The sequence below is a fragment of the Shigella dysenteriae genome (genome assembly GCF_022354085.1).
Taxonomy (GTDB): domain Bacteria; phylum Pseudomonadota; class Gammaproteobacteria; order Enterobacterales; family Enterobacteriaceae; genus Escherichia; species Escherichia coli.
This window is the reverse complement of the sequence record NZ_CP055055.1, coordinates 1,637,513-1,650,298: the sequence shown is the minus strand read 5'-3', so window position 1 is coordinate 1,650,298 and position 12,786 is coordinate 1,637,513. Positions and strand designations below refer to the sequence as shown.

Genomic DNA, 12,786 nt, shown 5'->3' with positions numbered 1-12,786 from the left:
CCTTACTTGTACCTGATAGCCGGGTTAATGGCGGCGTAAAGCACATCCACCACTAAGTTGATAAGAATAAATTCCAGCGAGAAAAGCAGAATTTCCGCCTGAATCACCGGGTAATCGCGCATTTCTACGGAGTCAACGAGTAAGCGTCCAAGTCCGGGCCAGTTGAAAACTTTCTCCACCACGATGGAACCACCGAGCAAAAAGCCAAACTGTAAGCCCATCATGGTCACTACCGGGATCATCGCGTTGCGTAGCCCGTGTTTGAGGACAACCCAGGTTTCGCTCACCCCTTTCGCCCTCGCGGTACGCATATAATCTTCGCTTAAAACGTCGACAAACGACGCGCGGGTAAAGCGCGCCATCACGGCGGCCACTGCCGCGCCGAGCGTCAGGGAGGGTAAAATGTAGTGCTGCCAACTGTCTGCTCCCACGGTAGGCAGCCAGCCCAGTTCAACGGAGAATACCTGAATTAAAAGCATCCCCAGCGCAAATGCCGGAAACGAGATCCCCGACACCGCAATGGTCATACTCAATCGATCCGGCCAACGGTTACGCCAGACGGCGGCGATAATTCCCGCCGCCATACCAAATATCACCGCCCAGACCATACTGGTTATGGTCAGCCACAGCGTTGGCATAAAGCGGCTGGCAATCTCATCGGCAACCGGACGACGCGACACCATCGACAGGCCAAAATCCCCCTGCACAGCATTGCTGATATAGTGCCAGAACTGGTGATACAGCGGCTGATCCAACCCCAGCTGCTGACGCACCAGTTCTATAACCTGCGCATCAGCTTCGGGCCCGGCAATCAATCGCGCCGGATCGCCGGGCAGCATATGGACAAATAAAAACACCAGCACCGAGACGATAAACAGCGTCGGAATCAACCCCAGTAATCGTTTGATAACGTAATTAAGCATTCCACTCCCTGCGTTGCTTATTGCAAATCCGCGTCTTCAAAGCTGAAGCCGGTGTCTGGCATGATCCAAAAACCGGTCAGGTTTTTACTGTGTGCCGACACCAGTTTTTCTACCACCAGCGGGATCCACGGCGACTCTTGCCAGATGATATCCTGCGCCGCCTTATACAAGCGGGTCTTTTCCGCCGGATCATTAGTTTTCAGTGCCTGAGCCAGGAAGTCATCCACCTGTTTATTGCTGTAAAACGCGGTATTAAACAGCGTCGGTGGCCAGTTTTGCGAGGCAAACAACGGCGATAGTGCCCAGTCGGCTTCGCCGGTTGAAGCCGACCAGCCAGTGTAGAACATCCGCACGCCGCTCTCTTTTTGCCCTTTACCTTCAACTTCTGCCGCCCGCTGTCCGGCATCCATCGCAGTCACCTGGGCTTTAATCCCGACCTGCGCTAACTGCTGCTGGGTAAATTGCAGCACTTTCTGCGCGGTGCTGTGGTTATGTGACGACCACAGCGTGGTACTGAAACCGTTGGGATATCCCGCCTCTTTCAGTAATTCGCGCGCTTTCACTGGATCGTAAGGCCACGGTTTATAACTTTGCGCGTAGGCGATACTCGGCGGTACCACACCAGTAGCTGGCGTTGCATAGCCCGCGAAGGCCACTTTCACCAGCGCCGGACGGTTAATGGCGTAATTCAGCGCCTCACGGACCTTCGGGTTATCGAATGGCTTTTGCGTCACGTTCATACTGATATAACGCTGCATAATTGACGGACTGGCCATCAACTCGATATTTTTGTTTTTCTCCAGCAGTGCGGCCTGCTCGTAAGGAATGGGGAAAGCAAACTGCGCTTCACCGGTTTGCAGCATTGCCGCGCGGGTGTTGTTATCCGCCACCGGACGCCAGGTTATGCTGTCCAGTTTGGGCAATCCTGGCTGCCAGTAACCCGCGAATTTTTTCACCTTCACAAAATCGGTCTGATTCCAGGTATCCAGTTCATACGGTCCGGTTCCCACCGGATGAAAACCAATCTCCTTGCCATATTTTTCCAGCGCTGCCGGTGAAATCATCGCGGTCGCCGGATGGGCAAGAATATTAATAAACGCTGAGAACGGCTGTTTGAGGGTAATCTTTACCGTTGTCGGATCGATCGCTTCCGTTTTAGCAATATTCTTATACAGGTTATAGCGTTTAAGATGATTTGCCGGATCGCTGGCCCGGTCCAGATTCGCTTTCACCGCTGCGGCGTTGAAATCGGTGCCATCCTGGAATTTAATTCCTTCCCGCAATTTCACGGTGTAAGTAATGCCGTCATCGGAAACGGTATAACTCTCCGCCAGCACGTTTTTCAGTTTCATCTCTTTATCCAGACCGAACAGCCCCTGGTAAAACGATTTCGCTACGGCCTGAGATAACGTGTCATTTGCGTCATACGGATCGAGCGTGGTGAAGTTCGATCCTACCGCCACCACCACATCTTTGGCAGCGAATGCACAAGATGCCATCAACGCTGTCGCAATGCCCAGCGCCACTAACCCACTACGGTATACAGCTCTTGCCATTTTATTCTCCGCCTGAATGTTATCTACGCATGAATGCGTATTCTGATTGTGGTTGTGCGACGTAATGCCCCGGCCCGACGCATTGCAACGAGACGGCTGCCACCTCTTCGCCACGCAGATGAATATTGCTGGGAAGATCGTCCGACAGCAGTACACGCTGCGGTCGTTGTCGGGACGGTTCAGCGACCGGAACTGCCGCCAGTAATTTACGCGTATAAGGATGCTGCGGGTTTTCGAAGACCGCGCGCCGTGGACCAATTTCAACAATTTGCCCGAGATACATCACCGCCACACGATGACTAATCCGCTCTACCACAGCCATATCGTGGGAGATAAACAGATACGCAATGCCGAAATCACGCTGGAGATCGAGCAACAAGTTGATAATCTGCCCGCGAATTGAAACATCCAGCGCCGAAACGGCTTCGTCGGCAATGATCACTTTTGGATTCAATGCCAACGCGCGAGCAATGCAGATGCGCTGGCGCTGACCGCCGGAAAACTCATGCGGGTAACGCCAGGCATGTTCAGGTAACAGGCCCACGCGCTCCAGCAACCACGCAACGCGTGCAGCCGCGTCTTTACCTGGCAATAAACCGTGTACACGCAGCGGTTCGATAATCGAATCACCGATGGTCTGACGTGGGTCCAGCGAAGCGTAAGGGTCCTGAAAAATAAACTGAATATCGCGGCGTAATGCCTGAAGTTTGCCGGGTGACAAGGTATCGATTCGCTGACCGTTAAAGATAATTTCGCCGCCCTGCGATTCGACCAGGCGCAGCAACGCCCGCCCGGTAGTGGATTTACCGCTGCCAGACTCGCCCACCAGCGATAGCGTTTCGCCAGGCCAGAGATCAAAACTGACTTTCTCAACGGCATGCACTTCCCGCGTTACGCGATTCAACAAACCGCTGCGCAAAGGGAAACGGGTGACCAGATTACGCACCCGTAAAACAGGTTCACCATCCACCACCGTTTTCTGCTCGATGGGGGGGGCCTGTTTCGCTGGATGTTCAAGCGATATCAATGGGAAACGTCGGGGATAATCTAACCCTTTCATCGCACCAAGTTGCGGAACAGCAGCTAACAGCGCACGGGTGTAAGGATGTTGCGGTGCATGAAAAATCTGTTCGACGGTACCCGTTTCCACCGCCTCGCCCTGATACATCACCAGTACCCGATCGGCAATCTCTGCCACCACGCCCATATCGTGAGTGATAAAGATAACGCCCATCGACATCTCTTTTTGCAATACTTTGATTAATTGCAGGATCTGCGCCTGAATAGTGACATCCAGCGCGGTGGTTGGCTCATCGGCAATCAGCACCGCCGGGCGGCATGACAGCGCCATCGCAATCATCACTCGCTGGCGCATCCCGCCAGAGAGTTGATGCGGATAACGTGAAAGAATGGTTTGTGCCTCCGGAATGCGTACCTGATCCAGCATCCGCTTCGCCTCGACCATCGCTTCTTCACGACTGGCGTTTTGATGCAGACGAATTGATTCGGCAATCTGTTCACCCACAGTAAATACTGGGTTCAGCGATGTCATCGGCTCCTGAAATATCATCGCCATATCCGCACCGCGCACATGGCGCATTTGTGCAGCGCTCTGCTCGCTAAGTTCAATCACTTCACGACTGCGCCGCCGCAACAGCATTTGATCGCACTGCACTAAACCGCCCGCCTGTTCCAACAAGCGCATCAATGCCAGCGCAGTCACTGACTTACCAGAGCCGGATTCGCCAACAATTGCCAGCGTCTCACCGCGTTGCAGGCTAAAAGAGAGATTGCGGACCGCAGCTATTTTCTGCTGGTCCTGCATAAAGGCAATATTAAGATTTTCAACCGCCAGCACATTACCGGCATCAAGTTCATCACTATGTGGCAACGGCGTCCCCTTTTTCACGGTAGATACCGGTGGTTGGCGTATCGCCTGCGTAGCCCCAGGCGCGATACATTCCTTCGGTGTTAAACGGTAGCGCGACATTCCCTTCATGGTCGATAGCGATTAAGCCACCGCTACCGCCAAGCGCAGGGAGTTTTTCCATTACTACCCGCTCGCAGGCTTCCGCGAGACTTAATCCGCCGTAATCCATTAACGCGGCGATGTCATATGCCGCCAGCGCGCGGATGAAGACTTCGCCCGTGCCGGTACAAGAAACCGCCACACTGGCGTTATTGGCGTAGCATCCGGCACCCACTAAGGGGCTATCGCCAACTCGTCCGGGTAATTTATTGGTCATTCCGCCCGTGGACGTGGCTGCCGCCAGATTGCCGTCTAAATCCAACGCCACGGCCCCCACGGTGCCCATTTTCTGTTTTTCATCCAGTGGCGCACCGCTATGGTCGAGGACTGTTGCCCCTTCCTCGCGCGCTGCCATTAGTTGTTCATAACGCAAAGGCGTGGAGAAAATCTCCGGTGAGACGCGCTCCATGCCATGAGCAAACGCAAAATTTTCTGCCCCTTCGCCAATCATCATCACATGCGGGCTTTGCTCCATCACCAGCCGGGCGGCAAGAACCGGATTACGCAGATGACTAACGCCCGCCACCGCACCGGCTTTCAGGGTGTTACCATCCATCACACAGGCGTCCAGTTCATGCGTTTCATCACGCGTAAAGACGGCGCCAATTCCGGCGTTAAACAGTGGACACTCTTCCAGCAGACGCACCGCTTCCGTCACCACATCCAGCGCACTTTCGCCCGCTTCCAGCATTTTCTGCCCGGTTTCAACAATGGCAGACAACGCCTCGATGTAGCGTAATTCCTGTTGCAGACTCATCTGCGCGCGGCTAATTGCACCTGCGCCACCATGAATTGCAATGACTGCTTTGCCCATAGTATTCGTCCATTAAGGGTGGCTCGCCACTTTTGCTATAAATATCAGAATTTTTATGAATTACTCATTCAATTTTTGAATATAGAAAGATGGATATGGCATGTAAAGGCAGGACCCAGCGCTACGCCCGAGGTGGCATACAGTCTGTGGCGTTTTTCTGACATAATAGGCAAATTCGATTTTGCCTCCGCAGGAGTGTTTTCATGGAATTTACCACCGGATTGATGTCGCTCGACACCGCGCTTAATGAGATGCTTTCTCGCGTCACCCCACTGACCGCCCAGGAAACGCTGCCACTGGTTCAGTGTTTTGGTCGTATTCTGGCGAGCGATGTCGTTTCGCCGCTGGATGTCCCAGGGTTTGATAACTCCGCAATGGATGGTTACGCGGTACGTTTGGCCGATATCACCTCCGGACAACCGCTGCCCGTTGCCGGGAAGTCGTTTGCCGGTCAGCCTTACCATGGCGAGTGGCCCGCTGGCACCTGCATCCGCATTATGACTGGCGCACCAGTACCCGAAGGCTGCGAAGCGGTGGTGATGCAGGAACAGACTGAACAAACGGACAATGGCGTGCGTTTTACTGCTGAAGTGCGTAGCGGGCAAAATATTCGCCGTCGCGGTGAAGATATCTCTGCAGGTGCGGTTGTTTTCCCGGCGGGGACTCGCCTGACTACCGCAGAGCTGCCAGTAATTGCTTCACTGGGGATTGCCGAAGTTCCGGTGATTCGTAAAGTGCGTGTAGCGCTTTTTTCTACCGGTGATGAACTCCAGTTGCCCGGTCAGCCGCTGGGCGACGGCCAAATCTACGATACCAACCGTCTCGCCGTACACCTGATGTTAGAACAGTTGGGATGCAAGGTAATCAACTTAGGGATTATCCGCGACGATCCACATGCCCTGCGCGCCGCATTTATTGAAGCCGACAGCCAGGCGGATGTGGTGATCAGTTCCGGCGGTGTTTCAGTGGGTGAAGCGGATTACACCAAAACGATTCTTGAAGAGCTGGGGGAGATCGCCTTCTGGAAGCTGGCGATTAAACCAGGTAAACCGTTCGCGTTCGGTAAACTCAGCAATAGCTGGTTCTGCGGCCTGCCGGGCAACCCGGTTTCAGCGACGCTGACCTTCTATCAACTGGTACAGCCTTTGCTGGCAAAACTAAGCGGCAACACCGCCAGCGGCCTGCCCGCGCGCCAGCGCGTACGCACAGCGTCCCGCCTGAAAAAAACGCCAGGACGTCTTGATTTCCAGCGCGGCGTGCTGCAACGCAACGCCGATGGCGAACTGGAAGTGACGACCACCGGACATCAGGGTTCACATATATTCAGCTCCTTTAGCCTCGGCAACTGCTTTATCGTGCTGGAACGCGATCGCGGCAATGTGGAAGTGGGCGAATGGGTGGAAGTAGAACCGTTTAACGCGTTGTTCGGAGGCCGGTAATGGCGGAACTCAGCGATCAGGAGATGCTGCGCTACAACCGGCAAATCATTCTGCGCGGTTTTGATTTTGACGGTCAGGAGGCGCTAAAAGATTCTCGTGTGCTGGTAGTCGGCCTCGGTGGACTCGGCTGCGCAGCCTCGCAGTATCTGGCAAGCGCCGGTGTCGGCAACCTGACGCTGCTCGACTTCGACACGGTTTCGCTCTCGAATCTGCAACGCCAGACGCTGCACAGTGATGCTACGGTCGGGCAACCGAAGGTGGAATCCGCCCGTGACGCCCTGGCGCGGATCAACCCACATATCGCGATTACGCCAGTCAATGCACTGCTAGATGACGCAGAACTTGCAGCATTGATTGCTGAACACGATCTTGTGCTCGACTGTACGGATAACGTTGCGGTACGTAATCAACTGAACGCAGGCTGTTTTGCCGCGAAGGTGCCGCTGGTTTCCGGCGCGGCAATTCGTATGGAAGGTCAAATCACGGTCTTCACTTATCAGGACGGCGAGCCTTGCTATCGCTGCCTTAGCCGTTTGTTTGGCGAGAACGCGTTAACCTGCGTTGAAGCAGGCGTGATGGCACCGTTGATCGGCGTGATTGGTTCGTTGCAGGCAATGGAAGCGATCAAACTGCTGGCAGGTTATGGCAAACCGGCCAGCGGCAAAATCGTCATGTACGATGCGATGACCTGTCAGTTTCGCGAAATGAAACTGATGCGCAATCCGGGGTGTGAGGTGTGCGGGCAGTAATTGCCACCTCCAGGCCTGATAAGACGCGACAAGCGTCGCATCAGGCATTTGCTCCAGACGCCAGATGCGGCGTGAACGCCTTATCTGGCCTACGGTTCGGGCACAGATTTCCAAGCGCGGCAGGCATCGGTGCACTCCGCCACGTCATCAGCAATTTATGAGGATGCAGAACGCCCGGTTAAATCGACGTTCTGCCAAACGCTCCCTGCCAGTCCTGCTCAAACTTCGCCACAGCGGCATCAACCGCCGGATAGCTAATCATCTGTTGTGCCACATCCAGTGGCAGAGTAATTGATTCACATCCTGCCAGTAAGCAGTCCAGCGCCTGACGCGGGGTTTTGAAACTCGCGGCTAACACTTTCGCCTGCGGCGCATGCATTTTCAATAACTGGTGTAAGTCGGTCACAGTCTGAATGCCGCTACCGCCCTGAGCATCAATACGATTAACGTAAGGCGCAACATATTCCGCACCTGCCAGCGCCGACAGCAGCCCTTGTGCCGCGCCATATACCGCGGTTCCCAGCGTCGGAATCCCTTCCGCTTTTAACATCTTAATCGCTGCCAGCCCCTCGGCGGTCACCGGAACTTTCACCACGATATCCGCAATAATAGAACGCAATTTACGTGCGTCATTCACCATCCCTTCAGCAGTGATAGCCATTACCTGGGCAAACAGACGCCCCTGACCGCCCATCGCTTCATGAAGTTCCGGAAGCAAAACCTCCAGCGGTTTTTTACCTGCGGCGATAATGCTTGGGTTAGTGGTCACGCCCGCCAGCGGAAAAATACGTGACAGCGCCTTCACCGCAACAACGTCTGAAGTATCCAGATACAGTTCCATAACCATCCTCAAAATGTACTTTTTGTCTGAATGTAGACTATCACGGGAAAACTCTCTGAACAGTTGACGCACATCAATCTAACTTTCATTCGAAAGTATTTTAATGTTTGAACGAAACAGAGAGGCAACTATGATTTTCAATATTCAGCGCTACTCGACCCATGATGGCCCCGGTATCCGCACGGTCGTATTTCTTAAAGGCTGTTCGCTGGGCTGCCGCTGGTGTCAGAACCCGGAAAGCCGCGCCCGCACGCAGGATCTGCTGTATGACGCACGACTGTGTCTGGAAGGCTGCGAGCTGTGCGCTAAGGCAGCGCCGGAAGTGATTGAGCGCGCGCTGAATGGTTTGCTTATTCATCGGGAAAAGTTAACACCGGAGCATCTGACGGCGTTAACCGACTGCTGCCCGACACAGGCATTAACCGTGTGTGGTGAAGTGAAAAGCGTTGAGGAGATCATGGCGACCGTTTTGCGGGATAAACCGTTTTACGATCGCAGCGGCGGAGGCTTAACGCTTTCGGGTGGTGAACCCTTTATGCAGCCGGAAATGGCGACGGCGCTGCTGCAAGCCAGCCACGAGGCCGGCATTCATACTGCGGTAGAAACCTGTCTGCATGTGCCGTGGAAATATATCGCCCCTTCTCTGCCCTATATCGATCTGTTTCTTGCCGATTTAAAACACGTTGCCGACGCGCCGTTTAAACAGTGGACCGACGGTAACGCCGCCAGGGTGCTGGATAACCTGAAAAAACTCGCCGCAGCGGGCAAAAAAATCATTATCCGCGTGCCACTGATTCAGGGCTTTAATGCCGACGAAACCTCTGTAAAAGCCATTACCGATTTTGCCGCCGACGAGCTGCACGTTGACGAAATTCATTTCCTGCCCTACCACACGCTGGGCATCAACAAATATCACTTACTTAATCTGCCCTATGGCGCCCCGGAAAAACCGCTTGATGCGCCAGAACTGCTCGACTTTGCCCAGCAGTATGCCTGCCAGAAAGGGTTAACCGCGACCTTACGAGGATAACAACCATGACCACACTGAAACTGGACACGCTCAGCGACCGCATTAAAGCGCACAAAAATGCGCTGGTGCATATTGTGAAACCGCCGGTTTGTACCGAGCGCGCGCAGCACTATACCGAGATGTATCAACAACATCTCGATAAGCCGATCCCTGTACGTCGCGCGCTGGCGCTGGCACATCACCTGGCGAATCGCACTATCTGGATCAAGCACGATGAGTTGATCATCGGCAACCAGGCAAGCGAAGTTCGCGCCGCGCCGATCTTCCCGGAATATACTGTCTCGTGGATCGAAAAAGAGATTGATGATCTGGCAGATCGTCCCGGTGCTGGCTTTGCGGTGAGCGAAGAGAACAAACGCGTTCTGCATGAAGTGTGCCCGTGGTGGCGCGGTCAGACCGTACAGGATCGCTGCTACGGCATGTTTACCGATGAGCAAAAAGGTCTGCTGGCGACCGGCATCATTAAAGCGGAAGGCAATATGACCTCCGGCGATGCGCACCTGGCGGTCAATTTCCCGCTGCTGCTGGAAAAAGGGCTTGATGGTCTGCGCGAGAAAGTAGCGGAACGTCGCTCGCGCATCAACCTGACGGTGCTGGAAGATTTACACGGTGAGCAATTCCTGAAAGCGATTGATATCGTGCTGGTGGCAGTCAGTGAACATATTGAACGTTTCGCTGCCCTGGCGCGTGAAATGGCCGCGACCGAAACCCGCGAAAGCCGTCGCGATGAACTGCTGGCGATAGCAGAAAACTGCGATCTTATCGCCCACCAGCCGCCGCAGACTTTCTGGCAGGCGCTGCAACTGTGTTACTTCATCCAGTTGATATTGCAGATTGAATCTAACGGTCACTCGGTGTCGTTTGGTCGTATGGATCAGTATCTCTATCCGTACTATCGCCGCGACGTTGAACTCAACCAGACACTGGATCGCGAACACGCCATCGAATTGCTGAATAGCTGCTGGCTGAAACTGCTGGAAGTGAACAAAATCCGCTCAGGCTCACACTCAAAAGCCTCTGCGGGAAGTCCGCTGTATCAGAACGTCACCATTGGCGGGCAAAATCTGGTTGATGGTCAACCAATGGACGCGGTGAATCCCCTCTCTTACGCGATCCTTGAATCCTGCGGTCGCCTGCGTTCCACTCAGCCTAACCTCAGCGTGCGCTACCACGCGGGAATGAGCAACGATTTCCTCGACGCCTGTGTGCAGGTGATCCGCTGCGGCTTCGGGATGCCGGCGTTCAACAACGACGAAATCGTGATCCCGGAATTTATTAAACTCGGTATTGAACCGCAGGACGCTTACGACTACGCAGCGATTGGTTGTATAGAAACCGCCGTCGGTGGCAAATGGGGCTATCGCTGTACCGGCATGAGCTTTATCAACTTCGCCCGCGTGATGCTGGCGGCGCTGGAAGGTGGTCGGGATGCCACCAGCGGCAAAGTGTTCCTGCCACAAGAAAAAGCGTTGTCAGCGGGTAACTTTAACAATTTCGATGAAGTAATGGACGCGTGGGATACGCAAATCCGTTACTACACGCGTAAATCAATCGAAATCGAATATGTCGTCGACACCATGCTGGAAGAGAACGTGCACGATATTCTCTGCTCGGCGCTGGTGGATGACTGTATTGAGCGAGCGAAAAGCATCAAGCAAGGCGGCGCGAAATATGACTGGGTTTCTGGCCTGCAGGTTGGCATTGCCAACCTCGGCAACAGCCTGGCGGCCGTGAAGAAACTGGTATTTGAACAGGGCGCGATTGGTCAGCAACAGCTGGCTGCCGCACTGGCGGATGACTTCGACGGCCTGACTCATGAGCAACTGCGTCAGCGGCTGATTAACGGTGCGCCGAAGTACGGCAACGACGATGATACTGTCGATACGCTGCTGGCTCGCGCTTATCAGACCTATATCGACGAACTGAAACAGTACCATAACCCGCGCTACGGTCGTGGTCCGGTTGGCGGCAACTATTACGCGGGTACGTCGTCTATCTCCGCTAACGTACCGTTTGGCGCGCAGACTATGGCAACACCGGACGGGCGTAAAGCCCACACCCCGCTGGCAGAAGGCGCAAGCCCGGCTTCCGGTACTGATCATCTTGGCCCTACTGCGGTCATTGGCTCGGTGGGTAAACTGCCTACGGCAGCGATTCTCGGCGGCGTGTTGCTCAACCAGAAACTGAATCCAGCCACACTGGAGAACGAATCTGACAAGCAGAAACTGATGATCCTGCTGCGCACCTTCTTCGAGGTGCATAAAGGCTGGCATATTCAGTACAACATCGTTTCCCGCGAAACGCTGCTGGATGCGAAAAAACATCCCGATCAGTATCGCGATCTGGTAGTGCGTGTCGCGGGTTATTCCGCCTTCTTCACCGCGCTCTCTCCAGACGCTCAGGACGATATCATCGCCCGTACCGAACATATGCTGTAATCCCCTCAGCCCGGCGGAGACGTCGCCGGGCTAAATCATTCACACCATCAATTTCACTCTCACTTTCATTCGAAATATAATTTGTGCTCTGCGTCACATTGTTATTACACTGTTACGGTTTCATTTTCGAGCCAGGAGCACACCTATGAGCGTAAAAGTTATCGTCACAGACATGGACGGTACTTTTCTTAACGACGCCAAAACGTACAACCAACCACGTTTTATGGCGCAATATCAGGAACTGAAAAAGCGCGGCATTAAGTTCGTTGTCGCCAGCGGTAATCAGTATTACCAGCTTATTTCGTTCTTTCCTGAGCTAAAGGATGAGATCTCTTTTGTCGCGGAAAACGGCGCACTGGTTTACGAACATGGCAAGCAACTGTTCCACGGCGAACTGACCCGACATGAATCGCGGATTGTTATTGGCGAGTTGCTAAAAGATAAGCAACTCAATTTTGTCGCCTGCGGTCTGCAAAGTGCATATGTCAGCGAAAATGCCCCCGAAGCATTCGTCGCACTGATGGCAAAACACTACCATCGCCTGAAACCTGTAAAAGATTATCAGGAGATTGACGACGTACTGTTCAAGTTTTCGCTCAACCTGCCGGATGAACAAATCCCGTTAGTGATCGACAAACTGCACATAGCGCTGGATGGCATTATGAAACCCGTCACCAGTGGTTTTGGCTTTATCGACCTGATTATTCCCGGTCTACATAAAGCAAACGGTATTTCGCGGTTACTGAAACGCTGGGATCTGTCACCGCAAAATGTGGTAGCGATTGGCGACAGCGGTAACGATGCGGAGATGCTGAAAATGGCGCGTTATTCCTTTGCGATGGGCAATGCTGCGGAAAACATTAAACAAATCGCCCGTTACGCTACCGATGATAATAATCATGAAGGCGCGCTGAATGTGATTCAGGCTGTACTGGATAACACATCCCCTTTTAACAGCTGACCTCTC

At 53.8% G+C, this 12,786-nt stretch carries 10 protein-coding genes; 5 read left to right on the top strand and 5 right to left on the bottom strand.

Annotation, left to right across the window (positions count from 1 at the left end):
• Positions 1-2 precede the first annotated feature (2 nt).
• Genes gsiC through iaaA form a run of 4 tightly spaced genes read right to left on the bottom strand, consistent with a single transcriptional unit; the run spans position 3 to position 5,322 of the window.
• On the bottom strand, positions 3-923 hold the full coding sequence (gene gsiC / locus HUZ68_RS07890; RefSeq protein WP_000936043.1) for a glutathione ABC transporter permease GsiC: 921 nt from the start codon (positions 921-923) through the stop codon (positions 3-5).
• 17 nt (positions 924-940) lie between these two features.
• Entirely contained in the window at positions 941-2,479 is a 1,539-nt protein-coding gene (gsiB, locus tag HUZ68_RS07885) for a glutathione ABC transporter substrate-binding protein GsiB (RefSeq protein ID WP_000090191.1), read from the bottom strand.
• Between the two features lie 19 nt (positions 2,480-2,498).
• Positions 2,499-4,370, bottom strand: a complete 1,872-nt coding sequence (gene gsiA / locus HUZ68_RS07880; protein WP_032222679.1) for a glutathione ABC transporter ATP-binding protein GsiA — start codon at positions 4,368-4,370, stop codon at positions 2,499-2,501.
• Positions 4,360-5,322 (bottom strand): beta-aspartyl-peptidase, encoded by a 963-nt coding sequence (iaaA, locus tag HUZ68_RS07875; RefSeq protein ID WP_033815367.1) that lies wholly within the window; start codon positions 5,320-5,322, stop codon positions 4,360-4,362. Before iaaA ends, gsiA begins: the two co-directional genes overlap by 11 nt.
• Before the next feature lie 203 nt (positions 5,323-5,525).
• Between iaaA and moeA the strand changes: the two genes are divergently transcribed.
• Together moeA and moeB are read left to right on the top strand one after the other, a co-directional pair.
• The gene (gene moeA, locus HUZ68_RS07870; protein WP_033815366.1) at positions 5,526-6,761 is read left to right on the top strand and encodes a molybdopterin molybdotransferase MoeA; all 1,236 of its coding nucleotides are present in this window, start codon (positions 5,526-5,528) and stop codon (positions 6,759-6,761) included.
• Positions 6,761-7,510 carry a molybdopterin-synthase adenylyltransferase MoeB gene (gene moeB, locus HUZ68_RS07865; RefSeq protein WP_000829242.1) on the top strand — a complete coding sequence of 250 codons (750 nt, stop codon included), beginning with the start codon at positions 6,761-6,763 and terminating at the stop codon, positions 7,508-7,510. The genes moeA and moeB overlap by 1 nt, the downstream gene beginning before the upstream one ends.
• Positions 7,511-7,688: 178 nt before the next feature.
• Here the strand turns inward: moeB and fsa are convergent, their stop codons facing one another.
• The gene (gene fsa / locus HUZ68_RS07860; RefSeq protein ID WP_033815365.1) at positions 7,689-8,351 is read right to left on the bottom strand and encodes a fructose-6-phosphate aldolase; all 663 of its coding nucleotides are present in this window, start codon (positions 8,349-8,351) and stop codon (positions 7,689-7,691) included.
• Positions 8,352-8,481: 130 nt separating this feature from the next.
• Here fsa and HUZ68_RS07855 point away from each other — a divergent pair, with 130 nt between their 5' ends.
• The 3 genes from HUZ68_RS07855 to ybiV all read left to right on the top strand — a co-directional run bounded on the left by HUZ68_RS07855 (position 8,482) and on the right by ybiV (position 12,780).
• Positions 8,482-9,381, top strand: coding sequence for a glycyl-radical enzyme activating protein (locus HUZ68_RS07855; RefSeq protein ID WP_033815364.1), 900 nt, complete (start codon positions 8,482-8,484; stop codon positions 9,379-9,381).
• Between the two features lie 5 nt (positions 9,382-9,386).
• Positions 9,387-11,819 (top strand): glycyl radical protein, encoded by a 2,433-nt coding sequence (locus HUZ68_RS07850; protein WP_033815363.1) that lies wholly within the window; start codon positions 9,387-9,389, stop codon positions 11,817-11,819.
• 145 nt (positions 11,820-11,964) lie between these two features.
• Positions 11,965-12,780 (top strand): sugar-phosphatase YbiV, encoded by an 816-nt coding sequence (gene ybiV / locus HUZ68_RS07845; RefSeq protein ID WP_000114270.1) that lies wholly within the window; start codon positions 11,965-11,967, stop codon positions 12,778-12,780.
• Positions 12,781-12,786: the final 6 nt, after the last annotated feature.

Excerpts from the sequence above, each read along its gene's own strand:
- iaaA (WP_033815367.1), bottom strand. The coding sequence starts at position 5,322 with ATGGGCAAAGCAGTCATTGCAATTCATGGTGGCGCAGGTGCAATTAGC.
- HUZ68_RS07855 (WP_033815364.1), top strand. The coding sequence starts at position 8,482 with ATGATTTTCAATATTCAGCGCTACTCGACCCATGATGGCCCCGGTATC.
- ybiV (WP_000114270.1), top strand. The coding sequence starts at position 11,965 with ATGAGCGTAAAAGTTATCGTCACAGACATGGACGGTACTTTTCTTAAC.
- gsiC (WP_000936043.1), bottom strand. The coding sequence starts at position 923 with ATGCTTAATTACGTTATCAAACGATTACTGGGGTTGATTCCGACGCTG.
- moeA (WP_033815366.1), top strand. The coding sequence starts at position 5,526 with ATGGAATTTACCACCGGATTGATGTCGCTCGACACCGCGCTTAATGAG.
- moeB (WP_000829242.1), top strand. The coding sequence starts at position 6,761 with ATGGCGGAACTCAGCGATCAGGAGATGCTGCGCTACAACCGGCAAATC.
- gsiB (WP_000090191.1), bottom strand. The coding sequence starts at position 2,479 with ATGGCAAGAGCTGTATACCGTAGTGGGTTAGTGGCGCTGGGCATTGCG.
- fsa (WP_033815365.1), bottom strand. The coding sequence starts at position 8,351 with ATGGAACTGTATCTGGATACTTCAGACGTTGTTGCGGTGAAGGCGCTG.
- HUZ68_RS07850 (WP_033815363.1), top strand. The coding sequence starts at position 9,387 with ATGACCACACTGAAACTGGACACGCTCAGCGACCGCATTAAAGCGCAC.